The organism is Actinomadura livida (assembly GCF_014648675.1).
Taxonomy (GTDB): Bacteria; Actinomycetota; Actinomycetes; order Streptosporangiales; family Streptosporangiaceae; genus Spirillospora; species Spirillospora livida.
Genome location: NZ_BMRO01000001.1, coordinates 503,187 through 523,352 on the forward strand (window position 1 = coordinate 503,187; position 20,166 = coordinate 523,352).

At 71.3% G+C, this 20,166-nt stretch carries 14 protein-coding genes and 2 pseudogenes; 5 read left to right on the top strand and 11 right to left on the bottom strand.

Annotated elements, in window-relative coordinates:
- Positions 1-13 precede the first annotated feature (13 nt).
- From IEZ03_RS38800 to yicI, 5 genes and pseudogenes are all read right to left on the bottom strand, one after another.
- Positions 14-274 (bottom strand): annotated as a pseudogene (locus tag IEZ03_RS38800) (beta-galactosidase); the annotation flags it as partial.
- A 59-nt stretch (positions 275-333) separates the two neighbouring features.
- Positions 334-3,339 (bottom strand): glycoside hydrolase family 3 protein, encoded by a 3,006-nt coding sequence (locus IEZ03_RS02170; protein ID WP_184882607.1) that lies wholly within the window; start codon positions 3,337-3,339, stop codon positions 334-336.
- Between the two features lie 91 nt (positions 3,340-3,430).
- Positions 3,431-4,438, bottom strand: a complete 1,008-nt coding sequence (locus IEZ03_RS02175; protein ID WP_229807935.1) for a LacI family DNA-binding transcriptional regulator — start codon at positions 4,436-4,438, stop codon at positions 3,431-3,433.
- A 117-nt stretch (positions 4,439-4,555) separates the two neighbouring features.
- The gene (locus IEZ03_RS02180) at positions 4,556-5,926 is read right to left on the bottom strand and encodes a GH1 family beta-glucosidase (RefSeq protein ID WP_184882603.1); all 1,371 of its coding nucleotides are present in this window, start codon (positions 5,924-5,926) and stop codon (positions 4,556-4,558) included.
- Positions 5,926-8,217, bottom strand: coding sequence for an alpha-xylosidase (yicI, locus tag IEZ03_RS02185; RefSeq protein WP_184882601.1), 2,292 nt, complete (start codon positions 8,215-8,217; stop codon positions 5,926-5,928). The genes IEZ03_RS02180 and yicI overlap by 1 nt, the downstream gene beginning before the upstream one ends.
- A gap of 116 nt (positions 8,218-8,333) precedes the next feature.
- Between yicI and IEZ03_RS02190 the strand changes: the two are divergent.
- Positions 8,334-9,546, top strand: a pseudogene (locus IEZ03_RS02190) (RNA-guided endonuclease InsQ/TnpB family protein); the annotation flags it as partial.
- A 21-nt stretch (positions 9,547-9,567) separates the two neighbouring features.
- Here IEZ03_RS02190 and IEZ03_RS02195 read toward each other — a convergent pair.
- From IEZ03_RS02195 to IEZ03_RS02220, 6 genes are all read right to left on the bottom strand, one after another.
- Positions 9,568-10,467, bottom strand: coding sequence for a carbohydrate ABC transporter permease (locus IEZ03_RS02195; RefSeq protein WP_229807936.1), 900 nt, complete (start codon positions 10,465-10,467; stop codon positions 9,568-9,570).
- Positions 10,464-11,378: a carbohydrate ABC transporter permease gene (locus tag IEZ03_RS02200; protein WP_184882597.1), complete on the bottom strand. Its 915-nt coding sequence runs from the start codon at positions 11,376-11,378 to the stop codon at positions 10,464-10,466. The genes IEZ03_RS02195 and IEZ03_RS02200 overlap by 4 nt, the downstream gene beginning before the upstream one ends.
- Positions 11,375-12,658 (bottom strand): ABC transporter substrate-binding protein, encoded by a 1,284-nt coding sequence (locus IEZ03_RS02205; RefSeq protein ID WP_184882595.1) that lies wholly within the window; start codon positions 12,656-12,658, stop codon positions 11,375-11,377. Before IEZ03_RS02205 ends, IEZ03_RS02200 begins: the two co-directional genes overlap by 4 nt.
- A gap of 163 nt (positions 12,659-12,821) precedes the next feature.
- Positions 12,822-14,246, bottom strand: coding sequence for a protein kinase domain-containing protein (locus IEZ03_RS02210; RefSeq protein ID WP_184882593.1), 1,425 nt, complete (start codon positions 14,244-14,246; stop codon positions 12,822-12,824).
- 21 nt (positions 14,247-14,267) lie between these two features.
- Positions 14,268-15,059, bottom strand: a complete 792-nt coding sequence (locus tag IEZ03_RS02215; RefSeq protein ID WP_229807937.1) for a putative hydro-lyase — start codon at positions 15,057-15,059, stop codon at positions 14,268-14,270.
- A gap of 228 nt (positions 15,060-15,287) precedes the next feature.
- Positions 15,288-15,923: a GntR family transcriptional regulator gene (locus IEZ03_RS02220; RefSeq protein ID WP_229807938.1), complete on the bottom strand. Its 636-nt coding sequence runs from the start codon at positions 15,921-15,923 to the stop codon at positions 15,288-15,290.
- A gap of 131 nt (positions 15,924-16,054) precedes the next feature.
- Between IEZ03_RS02220 and pdhA the strand changes: the two genes are divergently transcribed.
- From pdhA to IEZ03_RS02240, 4 genes are read left to right on the top strand one after another with little or no spacing between them, the layout of a single operon-like run.
- Positions 16,055-17,212, top strand: a complete 1,158-nt coding sequence (gene pdhA / locus IEZ03_RS02225; protein ID WP_184882589.1) for a pyruvate dehydrogenase (acetyl-transferring) E1 component subunit alpha — start codon at positions 16,055-16,057, stop codon at positions 17,210-17,212.
- Positions 17,213-17,223: 11 nt separating this feature from the next.
- Positions 17,224-18,264 carry an alpha-ketoacid dehydrogenase subunit beta gene (locus IEZ03_RS02230; protein WP_184882587.1) on the top strand — a complete coding sequence of 347 codons (1,041 nt, stop codon included), beginning with the start codon at positions 17,224-17,226 and terminating at the stop codon, positions 18,262-18,264.
- Positions 18,261-19,538, top strand: coding sequence for a dihydrolipoamide acetyltransferase family protein (locus IEZ03_RS02235; RefSeq protein WP_184882585.1), 1,278 nt, complete (start codon positions 18,261-18,263; stop codon positions 19,536-19,538). Before IEZ03_RS02230 ends, IEZ03_RS02235 begins: the two co-directional genes overlap by 4 nt.
- A gap of 53 nt (positions 19,539-19,591) precedes the next feature.
- Positions 19,592-20,140, top strand: coding sequence for a YciI family protein (locus IEZ03_RS02240; RefSeq protein WP_184882583.1), 549 nt, complete (start codon positions 19,592-19,594; stop codon positions 20,138-20,140).
- Positions 20,141-20,166 lie beyond the last annotated feature (26 nt).

A 20,166-nucleotide genomic window follows, 5' to 3' on the forward strand; every position in this document is an offset into this window, starting at 1 on the left:
GGTAGAGCGAGACCCCGTTGAATCCGGCGGCCCTTATCTTCTCCAGGACGTCCCTCCACAGCTCGGGGCTGGGGAGGCGGAAGTAGTGGAATTCGCCCGACCAGAGGAGGACGCGTTTCCCGTCCACGACGAGCGAGTGGCGGTCGTAGCCGACGTCATGGGCGTCGGCCTCGGCGGGACGGGCGGGAGCGGGGACGGAGAGGAGCGCGGCGGTGGTGAGGGTGGCGGTGGTGAGGGTGGCGGTGATGACGGCGAATCTGCTCATGGCGCGCATGGAGGGCGTCCTTTGCAGCGGGACGGCCCGCCCCGGTGCCGCCGGGGCGGGCCGGGTTGTCAACGGGTCAGGGAGAAGGTGCTCAGGCGGGTCTCGCCGGTGAAGACGAGGTAGACGTCGCGGTCTCCGCGGGCGCCGGTGAGCGGTGCGGTGATCTCCTCGTAGGTGTACTTGTCGCCGGTGGCCGGGACGTTCAAGGTCCCCGCCACCGGGCCGTCGGGACGGTCCAGGCGGACCTGGATCGTGGTGGCGCCCGTGCCCGCGACACGTGCCGTGATCTTGCCGGTGGACCGGCCGAGGCCGGCGTCCGCGAACTTCAGCCAGGAGCCCGCGGCTCCGGCCACCGCGTCGCCCTTGGCCTTCGACTCGTCGACCAGCTCGACGCCGTCGTGGTCGTCGAAGTCGGCCGCGCGGGTCGGCTTCGACAGATCGCGGTCGGGGATCGTCTCCCCGCGCACGTTGAGGTGTGCGCGACTGCGGATGTCGGTCGCCGAGGAGCCGATGAGCAGGTCGTGCTCGGCCTTCTCGACCGTCCACTTGCCGCGGGTCACGTCCCAGATGGCGAGGTCGGAGGCGCTAAGGCGGAACCTCGCGGTCACCGTCTCGCCGGGCTCGGCGTGCACCTTGTCGAAGTCGCGCAGCTTCCTGAGCGGCTGCTTCACGCGGGAGTCCCGCTGGTGCGTGTAGAGCTGGACGACCTCGTCGCCGGCCTTCCCGCCCGTGTTGGTGACCGGGACCGTGACGGTCACCGTACCGTCGCCGCCGATGGAACGGCTGCTCAGCCGGGGCTTGCCGTAGCGGAACGTCGTGTACGAGAGGCCGTGGCCGAACGGATAGAGCGGCTTGCCCCTGAAGTACTGGTAGGTGCGGTCGTTCTTGATGATGTCGTATTCGAGGATGCTGGGCAGGTCCTTCTCGGACCGGTACCAGGTCTGCGGAAGCTTGCCCGAAGGGCTCTCGTCACCGAAGAGGACCGACGCCAGGGCGTTGCCGGTCTCGGCGCCCGCATGGCTCGTCCAGAGGATCGCCGGGACGTTCGCCTGCTCCCAGTTGAGGGTCGTCGGGTAGCTGTTCTCCACGACGACGACGGTGTTCGGGTTGGCGGCGCGGACGGCCCGGACGAGTTCGGACTGGCCTTCGGCGAGCGCCATCGTGGTGCGGTCGTGGTCCTCGCGGCCGTTGATGAACGGCATGCTGCCGACCACGACGACGGCGGTGCCGGCGCCCGCCGCCGCCTCGACGGCCGAGTCGACGCCGCTGCTGATGACGTCCTTGGCGAAGCGGCCCGCGTCGTCCTTCGTGGTGAGGACGAGCGTCCCGTCGTCCTGGGCCTTCAGGTACGTCTTCGCCGGGTCGGCCCAGTCGTAGGCCTTCTCGTAGCCCGCGTAGCGGATCAGCAGGTGGCCGTCGTCCTGCTCTTCGAGCTTGAACATCTGCTGGACGAACCAGTCGTTCGGCTGGTCCTGGTCGTTGGCGAACGTGTCGCCCCAGTTGTGGCGCCCGACCACCTTGCCGTTGGCGGCGCTGCGCAGCGTCACGATGCCCTGGCCCCAGTCGAACACGTCGAACCGGGTGGTGTCGTCGGCGGAGCTGGTGGGGCCGGTCTTGAGGACGGCTCCGGCACCCGTGCCGCCCGCGACGTACTCGCCCGTTCCGACGTCCTTGAGCGCGATCCGGTCGACGCCTTCGCTGCTCGTGACGTTCCCGGCGCCCGCCTTGGCGGTGATCCCGTCGAGCGGGGTGACCTCGTACGGCAGGTCACCGGAGTACCAGTCGGTGTAGAGGGTGTCGGCGAGCTGCCCGACGACGGCGACCTTCCCGGACTCCGGCCCGGACGAGATGGGCAGCGTCCCGCCCTCGTTCTTGAGCAGCACCATCTGCTCGGTCGCGGCCTCGCGGGCGACGGCGCGGTGGGCGGGGCCGTCCACGACGTCCTTGGTGATCTTCCCGTGCGGGCCGCCGCCCGGGTCGAACTCGCCGAGCCGGACCCGGATGCTGAGGATGTGGCCGACGGCGCGGTCGATGTCGGACTCGGCGAGCAGCCCGCGCGACAGCGCCTCCTTGACCGCGTCGACCGTGATGGACGAGTCGGTGTTGTCGGTGGTGAAGCTGTCCACGCCCGCCTTGAGGACGGCCGCGTCGGCGGTGGCGAGGTCGGGGAAGTACTGCTGGGACCCGACGAGGTTGTTGGGCCCGCCCGCGTCGGTGACGTTGAACAGCGTCCGGTCCGTCCAGGAGCGGATCAGGCCGCCCGCGTCGGGCGTGACGGTGGCGGGACGTCCGTTGATCAGGTTGTAGGCGGTCATCACCCCCGTGACGGCGTCGCGGCGGATCGGCATCTCGAACGGGACCTCGTCGTACTCCTTGCTGACCCGGGGCCGCAGGCTGGAGGACGTCTGGTCGCGCCGGATCTCGTTGTTGTTGGCCATGTAGTGCTTGAGGACCGGGGCCGTCCTGAGGTGGTCCGGGTCGTCGCCCTGCATGCCGCGGCCGTAGGCGGTGGCGAGCAGGCCGGTGAGCAGCGGGTCCTCGGAGTAGCCCTCCTCGTTGCGGCCCCAGCGCGGGTCGCGCAGCGGGTTCACGACCGGCGCCCACAGCTGCAGGCCCCACACGTCGGGGTTCTCGGCGTGGTAGCCGCGGGCCTCGGTGCCGACCACCGAGCCGACCCTCTTGAGCAGGTCGGGATCCCAGGTGGCGCCGAGCCCGACCGACTGCGGGAACACCGTCCCCTCGGCCCGCACGACCGCGCCCTGGTCGTGGATGTCGGTGGACCACGCGACGCCGTGCAGCGCCTCGGTGCCGGTCTTGAACCGGTCGATGCCGAGCCTCGGGATCGCGGGCTGGTACTGGTGGAGCAGGGAGATCTTCTCGTCGAGCGTGAGCCGTCCGAGCAGGTCGCCGACCCTGGCCTCCACCGAGAGGCCGGGGTCGCGGAACGGGAGGGTCTCGCGGGCTGCGGCGGGTGCCGCCAGCGCGAGGGGGGTCGCCACCACGGCGGCCAGCACGAGGGTCAGCGACCGGCTGCGCCGGCCGGGGGAACGGGGGTTTCGATGGGGTCTGGGCATCGATTCTCCTCTGGGATTAGCCCCCCGATGACATGTGTCGAAGCGCTTCGATAACGGGCCGCGGCGGGCCCCGGCATCCCTCCTTCGCCGGTCAGACGGGGGCGGGCGCGCTGCTGGCGCGCCGGGTCAGGGTCGGCGGGAGCAGGGTCGCGGCGGGGACCGGCACCCCTTCCAGCTTGGCCATCAGCAGCTCCACGGCCCGCCCGCCCACCTCCTCGGCGGGTATCGCGACCGACGACAGCGGCGGCTCGGCGTGCTCGGCCATCTCGTCCGGGCAGATCGCGACGACCGACACGTCCTCGGGGACGCGGCGCCCGGCGGCGCGCAGCGCCCCCACCACCGAGCCGGCGACCGGCTCGTTGTGCACGAGCACGCCGGTCAGGCCGGGGCGTTCGGCGAGGAGCCGCCCGACCAGGTCGCGGGCCGCATCGGGGGCGGCCTCGCACGGGTGGACGTCCCCGGACAGGCCGTGCGCGCGGACCGCCTCGGCGAAGCCGTCCGCGACCCGCCGCGCGTAGCCCGTCTGCCGGGCGTAGACCTCGGGCGGCGAGCCGATCATCGCGATCTCGCGGTGCCCGAGGCCGGCCAGGTGCTCGACGCAGCCGGCGCCGGCGGCGTGGAAGTCGAGGTCGATGCAGGTCAGGTCGTCGGCGTCGGCGGGGAAGCCGATGAGCACGCTCGGCCGGTCCAGCGAGCGCAGCAGCGGCACCCGCGGGTCCTTCATCTGCACGTCCATGACGATCAGGGCGTCCACGAGCGCGCTGTCGGCGACGCGGCGCAGGCCGTCCTCGCCCTCCTCCTGGGTGAGCAGCAGGACGTCGTGGTCGTGCCGGCGCGCGGCGGTGACGACCGAGACGGCGAACCGCATGACGACCGGCACGGCGATGCCGGAGCGCAGCGGGACCATCAGCGCGAGCACGTTGGAGCGGCTGCTGGCGAGCGCGCGGGCGCCCGCGTGCGGCCGGTAGCCGAGCTCGCGGATGCTGTCGCGGACCCGCCGCCGGGTCTCCTCGGAGATCGAGCGCTTGCCGCTCAGCACATAGGAGACCGTGCTCGGCGAGACCCCGGCGTGCCGCGCCACATCAGTGATCTTGACCACGGCCCGTCCCGTCGTCTTCGAAGCGGTGCAACGTGCGACCGATCGTAGCCGCGCCGGACGCGGCCGCATCGCGGCACCGGCGGGCGTCCGGCGCGCCGAGCGGCCCCCGGCGGGCCATCACGTGCCTCCGCGGCGCGCGGCGATCGCGTCGCGGTACCAGAGGGCGCTGTCCTTCCAGGTGCGCTCGCCGGTCGGGTAGTCGACGCGGACGAGGCCGAAGCGCTTGGAGTACCCGTACGCCCATTCGAAGTTGTCCAGCAGCGACCACGCGAAGTAGCCGCGGACGTCGGCGCCCGCCTGGCATGCCCGCTCCACCGCGGCGATGTGGTCGCGCAGATAGGCGATGCGGAGGTCGTCGCGGATCCGGCCGTCGCCGTCCACCCGGTCGTCGAACGCGGCGCCGTTCTCGGTGACCATCAGCGGCGTGTGCGGGTAGTCGCGGTGCAGCCGCAGCAGCAGTTCCTCCATGCCGGTCGCGTCGATCGGCCAGCCCATCGCCGTGTAGGGGCCGGGCTGCCCGACGAACTCGACGGCGTCGCAGCCGACGAACGGGGACGCCGCCCCCCGCCGGTGCCCGTCCGCGTGCTCGCGCGGCGAGACCCCGTCCCACCGCCGGACGAGCGTGGGCGAGTAGTAGTTGACGCCGAGGACGTCGAGGGGCGCGGCGATGATCTCGGAGTCGCCGTCCCGCAGGAACCCCCAGTCGGTGATCGGCGCGGTGTCCTCCAGCAGGTCGGCGGGGTAGCCGTTGCCGAGCATAGGGTCGAGGAACACGCGGTTGGACACGGCGTCCACCTGGCGGACGGCGTCCGCGTCGCCGCGCAGGTGGTGGATGTTGAGCGTGGCGGAGTGCCGCGCGGACGGGGAGACCACGCCGCGCAGCGCCCGCACGGCCAGGCCGTGGGCGAGGTTGAGGTGATGGGCGGCGGCGAGCGCGGCCGCGGGGTCGGTCCGGCCCGGGGCGTGGACGCCGGACGCGTAGCCGAGGAACGCCGTGCACCACGGCTCGTTCAGCGTCGTCCACGTGTGCACGCGGTCGCCGAGGACGCGGCCGATCCGCTCGGCGTAGTCGGCGAAGCGGCGCGCCGTGTCGCGTTCGGGCCAGCCGCCCGCGTCCTCCAGGGCCTGCGGGAGGTCCCAGTGGTAGAGGGTGGCGACCGGGGCGATGCCGTGCCCGAGGAGCTCGTCGACGAGCCGGGAGTAGAAGTCGAGGCCCTTCTGGTTGGGCGTCCCGTCCGGCAGGACGCGCGACCAGGAGATGGAGAAGCGGTAGGCGTCGAGGCCCAGCTCGGCCATCGTCGCCACGTCCTCCTGCCGGCGGTGGTAGTGGTCGGTGGCGACGTCGCCGGTGTCTCCGTCGAGCACCTTGCCGGGCGTGTGGCTGAAGGTGTCCCAGATGGAGGGTGTGCGGCCGTCCTCCTGGGCCGCTCCCTCGATCTGGTACGCCGCGGTGGCCGCGCCCCACAGAAACCCTTCCGGGAAGCCCATCAGTTCTCCCTCTCCAGAGTGATGACCAGTTCGTCCCCGGCCGCCCTGACCAGGACGCCCAGCGGGTGTTCCGCGGGCTCGCCGCCTTCCACCGCGGCCGTGCGGGCGTTGACGAGGAGAACGTTCCAGGCTCCGCCGCCCGTGACGCGCAGGTTTTCACCGTTTCTCGCCGTGGTGAACGTGGTGTCGCCGACGCGGGTGGTGACGGTGGCCCCGTCGGACGGCTCGTAGACGCGGAGCGTGACGCCGTCGGCGTGGTCGTAGTCGGGACGGTCCTGCACCGCGCCCTCCGGCACGACCGCGCCGGGGCGGACGAGCAGCGGCACGCTGCCGAACCCGTGCCTCTCGCGCACCCAGCGGCCGCCCTCGACGCGTTCGCCGGTGAGGTAGTGGGTCCATCTCCCTTCCGGGACGTAGTAGGAGATCTCACCGCCGGCCGTGAACACGGGCGCCACGAGCAGGTCGTCGCCGAGCATGTACTGGCGTTCCAGGTGCGTGCAGGCGGGGTCGTCCGGGAATTCGACGACCATCGCCCGCATCATCGGAAGGCCCTCCTCGTACGCCTGCCGGGCGGCCGCCGAAAGGTAGGGCATCAGCCGCATCTTCAGCCGGGTGAAGTCGCGGAGGACGTCCACCGACTCCTCGTCGAACAGCCAGGGCACCCGGTAGGAATGGCTTCCGTGCAGCCGGCTGTGCGAGGACAGCAGGCCGAAGGCGATCCAGCGCTTGAAGAGCGCCGGGTCGGGCGTGCCCTCGAATCCGCCGATGTCGTGGCTCCAGTACCCGAACCCGGACATGCCAAGGGAGAGACCACCGCGGAGGCTCTCCCCCATCGCCTCGAACGTCGATTCGGCGTCGCCGCCCCAGTGCAGCGGGAAGCGCTGGCCGCCCGCCGTGGCGGAACGGGCGAACACCACCGCCTCGCCCTCGCCCCGCCTCTTGCGGAGGAGGTCGAACACGGTCTGGTTGTAGAGATAGGTGTAGTAGTTGTGCGCCCGTTCCGGGTCGGAACCGTCGTGGTAGACGACGTCGGTGGGGATGCGCTCGCCGAAGTCCGTCTTGAAGGAGTCCACGCCCATGTCGAGGAGCGCGTCGAGTTTGCCCGCGTACCATTCCCTCGCCTCGGGATTGGTGAAGTCGACGACCGCGAGGCCGGGCTGCCACTTGTCCCATTGCCAGACGTCCCCGTTCGGGCGTTTCAGCAGGTAGCCGCGCGCCCGCCCCTCCTCGAACAGCGGAGAGCGCTGCCCGATGTAGGGGTTGATCCAGACGCAGACGCGCAGGCCGCGCTCGCGGAGCCGGCGCAGCATCCCCTCCGGGTCGGGGAACACCCGCGGGTCCCATTCGAAGTCGCACCACTGGAACTCGCGCATCCAGAAGCAGTCGAAATGGAAGACGCTGAGCGGCAGGTCGCGCGACGCCATCCCGTCGATGAACGACGTGACGGTCTCCTCGTCATAGGACGTGGTGAACGACGTGGACAGCCACACCCCGTAGGACCAGTCGGGAAGCCGGGCGGGACGCCCCGTGAGCGCGGTGTACTTGCGCAGGATCTCCTTCGGGGTCGGCCCGTAGATGACGAAGTACCGCATCGACTGGCCCTCGACGCTGAACTGCGTCCGGGCGACGGCCTCCGACGCCACCTCGAAGGAGACCCGGCCCGGATGGTGGACGAACACGCCGTAGCCCGCGTTCGTCAGGAAGAACGGCACGTTCTTGTACGCCTGCTCGCTGGCCGTACCGCCGTCGGCGTTCCAGATGTCCACCGACTGGCCGTTCTTCACCAGCGGCCCGAACCGCTCACCGAGCCCGTAGACGAAATGGTCGACGCCGAGATCGAGCTGTTCGCGGACGTAATGGCGCCCGTCGTCGGTGTCGATGACCGCCTGCGCCTTGGACGCGCTGCCGGTGAGGCGCCGCCCGTCCGCCAGGAAGTCGACCCCCCACTCCCCTTCCCGCCTGACCTGCACCGACAGCGCGCCCGACGTCAGCGTCGCCGCGCCGTCGTCGACGGACACCTCGCCCGCCGGGTCGGTGGCGAGCTCGAAGTCGGGGCCGCGCCTCCGCTCCCCCGCGAAATGGGTGAGCGTGACGCCGATGACGTCCGGCATCGGCGAGTCGCACGTCATCGTGACCACCGGCCCCCTGAGCAGGTCGCCCCGGTGCCGGATGCGCTGCACCGGCGCGTACACCGTGAACGAGCCCGGCCCGGTCTCGACGTCGAGGACCTCCACCGGGTGAGACGCGTGCACACCGTCGCGCATCATCCAGTAGCCGTCGCTGAACCTCATAAGTCTCCCTAGACAGTCGTCGCTGCCGTCTCGGCGGTGGCGAGAACCTGAAGGACGCGATCCGAACATGCAGAAACCACGCGACGCTCGGTAGTCAGACGGTTACCATGTACACCATGGCGCGAAAGGTGAAGCGGGGCTTCAAGTACCGCTTCTATCCCACCCCCGAGCAGGCCACGGAGCTTGCCCGGACCTTCGGATGCGTCCGACTCGTTTACAACAAAGCCTTGGAGGAGCGCACACGCGCCTACCGAAGCGAAGGACGCCAGGTCTCGTACACGGAGTCCTCGGCTCTGCTCACTCAGTGGAAACGCACTCCAGGCTTTGAGTTCCTGGCAGAGAGGTCGTCGGTTCCGCTGCAGCAAGCACTGCGACATCTTCAGACTGCCTTCACCAACTTCTTCACCGGGCGCGCACGGTATCCCGTACTCAAAACCCGGAAGAGGTCTCGGCAGTCCGCCGAATATACCCGCAGTGGGTTCACGTATCATGACGGGCATCTGAAGCTGGCCAAAATGAGGACCCCTCTGCGTGTGGTGTGGTCTCGCCCTCTGCCGGTCGATGCCACGCCGTCCACAGTGACCGTGTCCAGGGACCGTGCGGGCCGCTGGTTCGTGTCCTTGCTTTGCGAGGACACGATCGCGGAGTTGACCCCGGCAGGGCGATCGGTGGGAGTGGACGTTGGAATCTCCTCGCTCGCAACACTCTCGACGGGACAGAAGATTGCCAATCCCAGGCCTGAGCGTCGCGCCCGACTCCGACTCACCAGGGTCCAACGAGACCTCGCTCGCAAACTTCCAGGGTCGGCGAACCAAAGAAAAGCTCAGCTGCGAGTAGCCCGAGCGCATGCTCAAGTCGCTGATCAGCGCCGCGACTTTCTGCACAAGCTCACCACTCGACTCGTCCGCGAGAACCAAACGGTCGCGATCGAGGATCTCTCTGTTCGCAGTCTGATGAAGAATCACAGTCTTGCCCGCGCCATCTCGGATGCCGCTTGGGGCGAATTCCGCCGGATGCTCGAGTACAAGGCTGAATGGTATGGCCGGACACTGATCCTGGTCGATCGCTGGTTTCCGTCCACCAAGCTCTGCAGCGAGTGCGGCCACTCGTCCGGGACGATACCGCTGCCTTGCCGACAGTGGGTATGTGAATTCTGCGGAGCAGGACATGACCGGGATATCAATGCCGCAAGAAACATCATCGCCGCTGGGCCAGCGGAGAGAGTAAACGCCTGCGGAGCTGATGTAAGACCTCAAGGGAAGCTCCTTTCCCGTCGGGCGATCAGCGATGAAACAGGAAGCCCAGCGGGTGACCGCAGGGAATCCCCGTTCTCCAGGGATGGGGAAGAGGTCAATACTTGATCGCTCCCGCAGTGAGACCGCGCGACAGAGTGCGCTGGAAGATGAGGAAGAAGAGGACGGTCGGGAGCAGGCCGAGCAGCGACGCGGCGCTGGACATCGTGGCGTCCATGAGCCGCTGCCCCTGCAGCACGCCGAGCGCGACCGAGACCGTCTGGTTCTCGTTGGAGATGAGGAAGACCATGGGGATCAGGAACTCGTTCCAGGTCCACACGAAGAAGAACACCATCAGCACCGACAGCGTCGGCCGCACGACCGGCACGACCACCCGCCACAGCACCTGCCACCGGCCCGCGCCGTCGATCCGCGCCGCCTCCAGCAGCGGGCGCGGGAACGCCGAGAGCACCGAGGCCAGCAGGTACGTCCCGAAGGCGCTCTGGATGACGGTGAACACGATGATCACGCTGATCCTCGTGTCGTACAGGCCGACCTGCTTGGACAGGTGGTAGAGCGGGTAGACGAGCGCCTCCTGCGGCACGGTGTTCGCCATCAGCAGCAGGACCAGCACCCACATCCGCCCCTTGATCCGGCCGATGCCGAGGGCGTAGGCGTTCAGGACCGACAGCAGGACGGCGAGGACGGCCACGGACCCGCTGATGAACACGCTGTTCAGCAGCACCTGCCCGAACTCGACGCGCTCCCAGAACGCGCGGACGGCATCAAGGTTGAACCCGTCCGGCGGCGCCAGCGGCCCCTTGGCGGAGTACTCCTGCGGCGTCTTCAGCGCGTTGAAGAGCACCACGACGAACGGGATCAGCATCACGCCGGCGAACGCGGTCAGCGCCACCAGCACCGCGTAGGCCGACGGGCCGCGCCGCCGCCCGCGCCCGGGAGCGCCGGACCGCCGGGCGCGCGGCGGCGCCCCGGTCCCCTTGGCCAGGGTCGCGGTCACCGCTCCTCCCCCAGCTCGCGCCCCTGCATGCGCAGGAACACCACGGTCAGCGCGACGACCACCAGGGTCAGCACGGTCGCGATCGCCGAGCCGTAGCCGACGTCGGACTTCTCGAAGAAGCTGACCCACGAGTAGTACGCCGGGACGTTCGTCGCCCCGCCCGGCCCGCCTTTCGTCAGCACGAAGATGTGCGCGAACGCCTTGAGCGCGGCGATCGTCGTCCACAGCAGCACGACGAAGATCTCCGGCCGGATCTGCGGGATCGTGATGTGCCAGAAGCGCCGCGTCCAGGAGGCCCCGTCGATCTCCGCCGCCTCGTACAGCGACGGGTCGACCCGCTGCAGCCCCGACATGAAGATCACCAGTGGGAAGCCGATCTGGATCCAGACCATCACCGCGATGACGCTCCACAGCGCCGTGGCCGGGTCGCCGAGCCAGTCGTGCGCGAGGGAGCCGAGGCCCACCGCGTCCAGCAGCGCGTTGACCGCGCCGTCCTCCGGGGCCAGCAGCCAGCTCCACACGACGCCCGCGATGACGATCGGCAGGACCTGCGGCAGGTAGATGCAGGCGCGCAGGACGCTCGCGGTCCGCGCCCCGAAGTGCCGGCCGATCAGGTCGGTCAGCACCGAGGCGAGCACCAGCCCGATCATCGTGGGGACGACCGCCATCCCGACGATGATCAGGGCGTTGTGCCCGAACGACGCCCAGAACTGCTCGTCCCGCGCCAGCTCCCGGTAGTTGCCGAGCCCGATCCACCTCGGGGTCCCGACGCCCGTCCACTCGGTGAAGCTCGTCCCGATGTTCATCAGGAACGGCACGCCGATGACGGCGGTGAAGAGGAGCAGGCCCGGGAGCAGGTAGGGCGCGTACGCCCACCGCTCCCGCGACCCGCTCCGGCCCCGCGAGGTCACTTCGGCAGGCCACCGTCGTAGGACTTCTGCACGCCCTCCAGCACCTCGGCCGGGGCGGTGCCGTTCATCAGCTTCTGCGTCTGCGACACCCACACGTCGTAGAAGCCGGCGACCGGCCAGTCCGGGTAGTACGCGAGCCCGCCGGACTCCGCCAGCCCGTCGAAGTCGCCGATCAGCTTCTTGGCCTTCGGCTCGGTGATCGCGGCCGGGTCCGCCGCGACCGGGATGCCGCCCGCGTTGCCGAGGGTGTTCTGGATCCCCTTCTTCATCGTGATGTCGATGAAGTCGTAGGCGAGCTCCTTGTTCTCCGAGCCTTCTGGGACGACCCACAGGTTCCCGCCGGATCCGAGCGTCATCTTGGCGCCGGGCCAGACCGAGGTCTCCCACTCGAAGTCCGCCTCGGCGGCGACGCGCCCGAACCACCAGCTCCCGGAGAACATCATCGGGAACTCGCCCTTCATGAAGGCGACGCCCGCGTCCTCCGCCTTGAGGCTGACGGAGTTCTCGGCGATGTACCCCTTCTTCACCCAGTCGGCGAACGTGCTCGCCCCGTACGTCCAGGCGGCGTCGTTGAAGTCGGTCTTGCCGGTGTAGCGCTGGAAGGCGTCCACCCAGTTCTGGTCGGCCCTGTCGAGGGCCAGCTGGTAGACGAACTGGTGCGCCATGTACTCGGCGCCGGCGTTGGTGAACGGCGTGACGTCCTTCGCGACGAACGCGTCCATGGCCGCGACCAGCTGGTCGAACGTCGTCGGGATCTCGACGCCGTGCTTCTCGAAGAGGTCCTTGTTGTAGTAGATCTGCAGGTACTCGGCGTAGTTCGGGACGCCGTACCACGTGTCGCCGCCCATCGTGCCCTTGGCGTCGTACTTGGCGGTGACCTGGACGTTCGGGCTGATCAGCTTGTCCCAGCCGCGCTTCCCGACCTCGGCGGTCAGGTCGGTGAGCAGCCCCTGCTTGGACAGCATCCCGGCGGTCGCGTTGCCCTTGTTGTACTCCATGACGTCGGGGGCGTCCTTGGAGTTCAGCACCATCGGCGCGGTCTTCTGGATCTGCTCGAAGCCCTTCTCCTCGAACGTGACCTTGACGCCCGGATGCGCCGCCTCGAACTCCTTGACGGCCTCGCTCCACGCCTTGCCCATGGCGCTGTCGGGGGCCTCGTAGTGCCAGAGCTTCAGCTCCTTGCCGCCGGATCCGCCGTCGTCACCGCCGCACGCGGTCAGCGACAGGGCCGCCGCGGCGAGTGCGGCGAGGACCGCCGCGCTCCTGCCTGCCTTGATCATGGTCTCCTCCGGGGTGGGAGTCGAAGCATTGTCGAAGCGCTTCGATTGCCCGGATGCTAAGCCTTCGGTGAGCCGCGACACAATAGTTTGCGCCACACCGGTTCCATTGTGACCGTGCTGACCTGCGAAGATGACTTGGGAGCGCTCCCAGGTCGGCGCGGGCTCAGCCCCGGCACTCCCCGCCGTTGAGGGTGAAGCGGGCCGGGCGGCCGTTGGCGCCGTCCTGCCGGCCGAGGAACCCGAACTCGGCCGACCCGTCCGGCGGTATCGACCGGTTCCAGTCGGCCGCCGTCACCCTGACCGACGAGCCCTGCTGGACCTGGCTGCCGTTCCACAGCTGGGTGATCGCCTGGCCGTCGGGGAACTCGAAGCCGAGCTCCCACCCGTCGATCTCACCGGAACCGAGATTCGTGATCCGCACCGTGGCCTGGAAGCCCTGCGGCCACGTGCCGTCGATCCGGTACGCCACCGCGCAGGCGGTCGCCGCCGGGCGCTCCGGCGCCGGGCTCGCCGCCGCGGGCGGCCCGGCCGCCTTCCGGGGCGAGTCCGGGGACAGCGCCGCCAGCAGCACCGCCGCCAGGGCGATCGCCCCGGTCGCCGCCCCGGCGATGAGCAGCGGCCTGCGCGCCGGAGCCCACATCACCGGAGGTCCCGCCGCGGATGCCGGCGCCTCGACGGGCGGAAGCGCGTCCGCGGGTGGAAGGGGATCGGCGGGTGGAAGGGGATCGGCCAGGATGCGCGTCGCCTCTCGCGGCGGACCGGTCTCCTCGTGGTCGTCACCCGCGCCGGCGGGCCGCGGCGCCGGGAGCGCGGCGAGCCGGACGCCGGACGCCTCGGCGAGGACGTGCGCCGCCTCGGGGGCGGTGGGGCGGGCCGCCGGGTCCGGGTCCAGGCATCGCAGGCACAGGGCGGTGACCTGCTCGGGGACGTCCGGAGGCAGGGCGGAGGCGTCCTCGGACGGGGCGCCGCCAAAGGACTCCCGGAGGACGACGCCGAGGGAGAAGACGTCCGCCGCCGGAGTCGGGGACGCGCCCTCCAGCAGCTCCGGCGCGACGTAGGCGGGTGTCCCGAGGAGGGGGCCGCCGGCCGCGGACGGGCCGGTGAACGCGATGCCGAAGTCGAGGACCTTCACGCCGACCGGGGTGAGGTACACGTTCGCGGGCTTGATGTCACGGTGCACGATCCCGGCGGCGTGGGCGGCGGCCAGCGCGTCCGCGACGCCGGCGCAGATCCCGGCCGCCTCGCGCCAGGGCAGCGGCCCACGGGACAGGCGCGCCGCAAGGGTCTCCCCGTCCAGCAGCTCCATGACCACGTACGGGACGCGCCGGTGCTCGCCGTAGTCGTGCTCGCCGTAGTCGTGGACCCCGGTGATGTTCGGATGCGCGAGGCCGGCGGCGGCCTTCGCCTCCAGGCGCAGCCGCCGCGTGGACTCCTCGGGCCACCCCTCCTTGGGCACCTTCACCGCGACGGCGCGGTCGAGCACGAGGTCCTCCGCGCGCCAGACGACCGCCATGCCGCCCGCGCCGAGCGGGCGCTCCAGGCGGTAGCGCTCCCCCAGCACCTGGCCCGGGGCGACGATCTCGGCCATGATCCGCAGCCTACGCCGGTATCAGGGCACGAGGTACCGGCCGTCGCGGGCGTCGGTGATCGCCATGTGGCCGGGGGCGTGCCCGATGGCCAGCGCGGGTCGGGACGCCATCACGGCCGCCTGCGGGGTCACCCCGCAGGCCCAGAACACGGGGATGTCGCCCGCCGCGATCTCGACGGGGTCGCCGAAGTCAGGGCGGCTGATGTCCGCGATGCCGAGTTCGGCCGGGTCGCCGATGTGCACGGGCGCGCCGTGCACGGCCGGGTAGCGGGACGTCACGCGGACAGCGTCGGCGACCCGCCCGGCCGGGACGGGGCGCATCGAGACGACGAGGGGTCCGCCGAACCTCCCGGCGGCGCGGCACATCCGGTTCGTCCGGTACATGGGGACGTTGCGGTCCTGCTCGATGTGCCGCACCGGGACGCCGGCCTCGCGGAGCGCGTCCTCGAAGGTGAAGCTGCACCCGATGAGGAACGCGACGAGGTCGTCCCGCCAGCGGCCGGTCACGTCGGGCACCTCGGCGACGGGCTCGCCGTGCTCGTAGACGACGTAGCCGGGCAGGTCGGTGCGCAGGTCGCCGCCGAACAAGGGGGTGGACACCTCGCCGGGTTCGGTGACGTCCAGGACGGGGCACGGCTTGGGGTTGCGCTGCGCGAACAGCAGCAGGTCGTAGGCGTGCTCGCGCGGGACGGCGATGAGGTTCGCCTGCGTCCAGCCCGCGCACCAGCCGGAGGTGGGGCGGATCAGCCCTGCGCGGAAGAGTTCCCTGGCCTGCTCGGGCGACAGCGCACCCGGATCGGTCGGCGCGGTCACGGTCTCTCCTTCCGGAGGCCGGCGCGACCGGTCGCGGAGGCGGGCCGCTCGCGGGCGGAAGAGCCCGGGTCTGCGGCGCCCGACACCCCCACGCCAGGCGCCGCACGACCCGGGAGGTCCGCATCCCGGCATTGCCGGGGGGACCTGCAAGGAGAACGCACGGGCGGCGCCGGTTGGTTCCCGCTTCCCGGAAAATTCGTCCGCGAAAAGCACGCCGGGAGGTAACGGTCAGGGCGCGTAGTTCATGACGTGGTCGTGCAGCAGCCGCGGCGCCTCCGGGTCGCGGCGGCGGAACGCCTCGATCAGCTCGGCGTGCTCGGCCGACTTCGAGTAGATCTCGGTCTGGTGCAGGCGCAGGGACAGCGTCGTCCACAGCTCGATGCCGAGGCCCTCCCACACCGAGACGAGCAGCCCGTTGCCCGCGCTCTCGACGATCTCGCGGTGGAAGGCGATGCTGAGGCGCATCTGCTCGTGCAGGTCGCCGCCCTTCGCGGCCTCGCCGAGCTCGCGGTTGTGCTTCTCCAGCGCGTCCAGGCAGTCGTCCGACAGCCGGGGCAGCGCCAGCTCGGCCGCCGTGCGCTCCAGCCCGGCGCGGACGGGGAAGATCTCGGCGAGGTCCCGCTCGGTGAACTCCCGGACGCGGGCGCCGCGGTTCGGCAGCGACTCGATCAGCCGCTGCGCCTCCAGCTGGCGCAGCGCCTCCCGGACCGGGCCCTGGCTGACGCCGAGCTCGGCGGCGATCCGCCGCTCGACGATGCGCTCGCCCGGCTCCCAGCGGCCCGAGCTGATCCCCTCCACGATGAACTCCCGGATCTGTCCGGCGAGTCCGGTGCGGAGCAGTCGGGCGGGGATCGGCGCGTTCACGGGAACCCATGTTAGACGGAGCGTCGGTAAGTGGGGCTTGACGGGTAGAATATGATCGATCATAGATCAATGATGATCGGTGAGCGCCGTCGCGATCCTACGGCGCCCGCCCCGAGGAGAGAAGGTCGCCGATGGCCGAGACCGCCCAGTCGACCGGCAGGGCCGCGCCGGGCCGCAACCGCGGCAAGCCCGGCGCCCCGCGCCCGAGGAGCACCGCGTCGTCGCCCCGGAGCACCGCACCGTCCAAGACCGCCGCGTCGGACAGGCCGGCCCGTCCCGCGGCGGACGCCGAGACGCTCGTCGGCTACTACCGGCGGATGCTGCTGATCCGGCGGTTCGAGGAGCGGGCCGCCCGCGCCTACACCGAGGCGAAGATCGGCGGCTACTGCCACCTGAACCTCGGCGAGGAGGCCACGGTCGTCGGGCTGATGGCGGCGCTGCGCCCCACCGACTACCTCTTCACCAACTACCGCGATCACGGGTACGCGATCGCGAAGGGCATCGGCGCCGACCGGGTCATGGCCGAGCTCTACGGCCGCTCCGACGGCGTCTCCAAGGGCTGGGGCGGTTCGATGCACCTGTTCGACGCCGAGACGCGGATGCTCGGCGGGTACGGCATCGTCGGCGGGCAGGTCCCCCTCGCGACCGGCGCGGCCCTGGCCGTGGCGTACAAGGGCGGCGACGAGGTCGTCATGTGCCAGATGGGCGACGGGACGGCCGCGATCGGCGCGTTCCACGAGTCGCTGAACATCGCGGCCCTCTGGGACCTCCCGGTCGTCTTCGTCATCGTCAACAACGGGCTGGGCATGGGCACGACCGTGGAGAAGTCGTCCGCGGAGCCCGAGCTGTACCGGCGCGGCGCCGCCTACCGGATGGAGAGCGCCCGCGTGGACGGCACCGACGTGGTCGCCGTCCGGGACGCCGCCCGCACCGCCGTCGAGCGCGCCCGCACCGAGCGCAGGCCCTACCTGCTGGAGACCACCAGCCCCCGGCTGAAGGGCCACTCGGTGGTCGACCCGGCCCGCTACCGGTCAAAGGAGGAGAAGGAGGCCCTCAAGGCCGCCGACCCCCTGGCCCGCATGGCGCTGGAGCTGGAAGAGGCCGGGATCCTCTCGCTGGACGAGCGCGACCGGCTCGACGCGGAGGTCAGGGCCGAGATCGACGCCGCGGCCGCGTTCGCCGACGCGAGCCCCGAGCCCGACGTGTCGACGCTGTTCGACTACACCTACGCCACCCCGGTCCCGGGCGAGCTCCGCCGGCTCCCCGCCGACCCCGTATTCGGTTCCTGAGGAGCGCGTCCATGGCAACGATGACCTACCGCCAGGCCCTCCGGGACACCCTGCGCGCCGAGATGCTCAGGGACGGCGACGTGTTCCTGATCGGCGAGGAGATCGGCCTCTTCGAGGGCTCCTACAAGATCACCGAGGGGCTGCTGGAGGAGTTCGGGGAGCGCCGCGTCCGCGACACCCCGATCGCCGAGGAGGGCTTCGTCGGCACCGCGATCGGCGCCGCGATGCTCGGCCTGCGGCCGGTCGTGGAGCTCATGACGATCAACTTCTCGCTGCTGGCGCTGGACCAGATCGTCAACCACGCCGCGAAGATCTACGGCATGTTCGGCGGGCAGTCGAGCGTCCCGATGGTGATCCGCACCCCGGGCGGCGGCGGGCAGCAACTCGGCGCCACCCACTCGCAGAACGTCGAGCTGTTCTACTCGTTCATCCCCGGCCTGAAGGTCGTCGCGCCGTCGACGCCCGCCGAGGCGTCCGCGATGCTGAAGGCCGCGATCCGCGACGACGACCCGGTGCTGTTCCTGGAGAACCTCTCCCTCTACAACACCAAGGGCGAGGTGCCCGCGATCGAGGACGTCGAGCCCGCCGAGATCGGCCGCGCCGCCGTCACCCGGCCCGGCACCGACATCACGATCATCGGCTACTCCCGGATGGCCCGCGTCGCCATGGAGGTCGCCGAGACCCTCGCGGCGGAGGGCGTGTCCGCCGAGGTCGTGGACCTGCGCAGCCTGCGCCCCCTCGACCGGCGGACGGTCGTGGAGTCCGTCCGCAAGACCGGCTCCGCCGTGGTCGCCGAGGACGACTGGCTCACCTACGGCATCGGCGCCGAGATCGCCGCCACCATCCAGGAGGGCGCGTTCGACTGGCTGGACGCCCCGGTCCGCCGGGTCGCGATGGCCGAGGTTCCGCTGCCCTACGCCAAGTCCCTGGAGACGGCGGCGCTGCCGTCCGCCGGCTCGCTGCTCGCCGCCGTCCGCGACACGCTCCGCGCGACCGGCCGCGGACCGGGGACGACACCCGCACCGCCGCGACCCCTGGAGCCCGCGTCATGACCGAGATCCTCATGCCCCGCCTCTCCGACACCATGGAGGAGGGCGTCATCAGCTCCTGGCAGAAGCAGCCCGGGGACGAGATCGCGGTCGGCGACGTCATCGTGGACATCGAGACCGACAAGGCGGTCATGGAGTTCGAGGCGTACGAGGCCGGCGTCCTCGACAAGATCCTCGTGGCCGAGGGCGAGTCCGCCGCGATCGGCGCCCCCATCGCGGTGATCACCCCCGCGGGCGGCGCGCGGCCCGCGGCCCCCGCCGAAACCGCCGCCGAGGCCGCGCCGGAACCGGCCGCCGCGCAGGCGCCCGAACCCGAACCCGCCGCCGAGCCGGACCCGGCGCCCGCCGCGGCTCCCGGGCGCGCCACCGGCGCGTCGCGTCCGCCGTCGTCGCCGCTCGCGCGCCGGCTGGCCCGCGACCACGGCATCGACCTGGCGGCGCTGCACGGCTCCGGGCCGGGCGGGCGGATCATCCGCGCCGACATCGAGGCCGCCGTCCGCGCCGGCGCTCCCGCACCCGCACCCGCCCAACCGGCCGCCCAACCGGCCGCGCAGCCGCAGCCGGCCCCGACCGTGCGGGCGCAGGCCGCGGACTCCGACGTCGAGGCCGTCCCGCTCAACCGCTTCCGCAAGGTCGCGGCCAAGCGCCTCACGCAGAGCAAGCGCGACGCCCCGCACTTCTACCTGAACCGCGAGGTGGACGCCGAACCGCTCCTCGCCTTCCGCGCCACGCTCAACGAGGCGCTCGCCCCGGCCAAGGTCAGCGTCAACGACCTGATCGTGAAGGCCGCGGCGACCGCGCTCACCGAGCACCCGGCCGTGAACGTCTCCTACACCGAGGAGGACCTGCTCTTCCACAAGCGGGTGAACGTGGGCGTCGCGGTGGCCGTCGAGGACGGCCTGCTCGTCCCCGTGATCAAGGACGCGGACCGCAAGAGCGTGTCGCGGATCGGGCGGGAGACCCGCGAGCTGGCCGGCAAGGCCCGCGACGGGAAGCTGACGCCCCAGGAGATGAGCGGCGGCACGTTCAGCGTCAGCAACCTGGGCATGTTCGGCGTCGACTCGTTCGCCGCGGTGATCAACCCGCCGGAGGCCGCGATCCTGGCGGTGGGCGCCGTCCGCGACGAGCCGGTCGTCCGCGACGGCCAGGTCGTCCCGGGCAAGCGCATGGCGCTGACCCTGTCGGTCGACCACCGCGCCACGGACGGCGCGACCGCCGCCCGGTTCCTGGACCGGCTGGCGGCCCTCCTGCGGAACCCGCTGCTCATCGTCGCCTAGGGCCCCGGCCGGCCTCCGCCGCGAGGCCGGCCGGGCTGGTGAAGAATGTCCCGATGGAGTTCTTCTGCTACCACCGCGACCGGCCCGGCTCGGGGGAACTGCGCCGCGAGATGCTGGAGGAGCACTGGTCCTACATGGACCGGTACGCGGCCGAGCTGATCGCCCGCGGCCCGACCTTCGCGCCCGGCGGCGACACGCTCACCGGCAGCGTGCACATCGTCGACCTGCCGGACCCCGCCGCCGCCCGCGCGTTCGCCTTCGACGAGCCCTGCTACCAGGCCGGGGCGTACCGGGACGTGCTGCTGCGCCGCTGGCGCAACGCCCTCGGCCGCACGATGTGGGACTTCCCCGGCGACCGGACGGGCGGCGACCGGTACCTGGTGCTCGGCCTCGGCGCGGGCCGGCCCGCCGACCTCGCCGTCCCGGCCGACCGGGACGAGCTGATCGCCTACGGTCCGCTCCTCTCCGACGACGGCACGGCCTGGCTGGGCACGGCGGCCCTGCTCCGGGCACCGGACCCGGACAAGGCCCGCAGCGTCCTGACCCCTGGCGCCTATGCGGACGTCGAGGTCCACGCCTGGGAGTTCGGCGGCCGCCGCTGACGGACCGCGGCGCCGCAGGCGGCTCC

Bases quoted from the DNA above. Each gene is read 5' to 3' on its own strand.
- IEZ03_RS02230 (WP_184882587.1), top strand. From the start codon at position 17,224: ATGGCAACGATGACCTACCGCCAGGCCCTCCGGGACACCCTGCGCGCC.
- IEZ03_RS02205 (WP_184882595.1), bottom strand. From the start codon at position 12,658: ATGATCAAGGCAGGCAGGAGCGCGGCGGTCCTCGCCGCACTCGCCGCG.
- IEZ03_RS02240 (WP_184882583.1), top strand. From the start codon at position 19,592: ATGGAGTTCTTCTGCTACCACCGCGACCGGCCCGGCTCGGGGGAACTG.
- IEZ03_RS02210 (WP_184882593.1), bottom strand. From the start codon at position 14,246: ATGGCCGAGATCGTCGCCCCGGGCCAGGTGCTGGGGGAGCGCTACCGC.
- IEZ03_RS02170 (WP_184882607.1), bottom strand. From the start codon at position 3,339: ATGCCCAGACCCCATCGAAACCCCCGTTCCCCCGGCCGGCGCAGCCGG.
- IEZ03_RS02180 (WP_184882603.1), bottom strand. From the start codon at position 5,926: ATGGGCTTCCCGGAAGGGTTTCTGTGGGGCGCGGCCACCGCGGCGTAC.
- yicI (WP_184882601.1), bottom strand. From the start codon at position 8,217: ATGAGGTTCAGCGACGGCTACTGGATGATGCGCGACGGTGTGCACGCG.
- IEZ03_RS02235 (WP_184882585.1), top strand. From the start codon at position 18,261: ATGACCGAGATCCTCATGCCCCGCCTCTCCGACACCATGGAGGAGGGC.
- pdhA (WP_184882589.1), top strand. From the start codon at position 16,055: ATGGCCGAGACCGCCCAGTCGACCGGCAGGGCCGCGCCGGGCCGCAAC.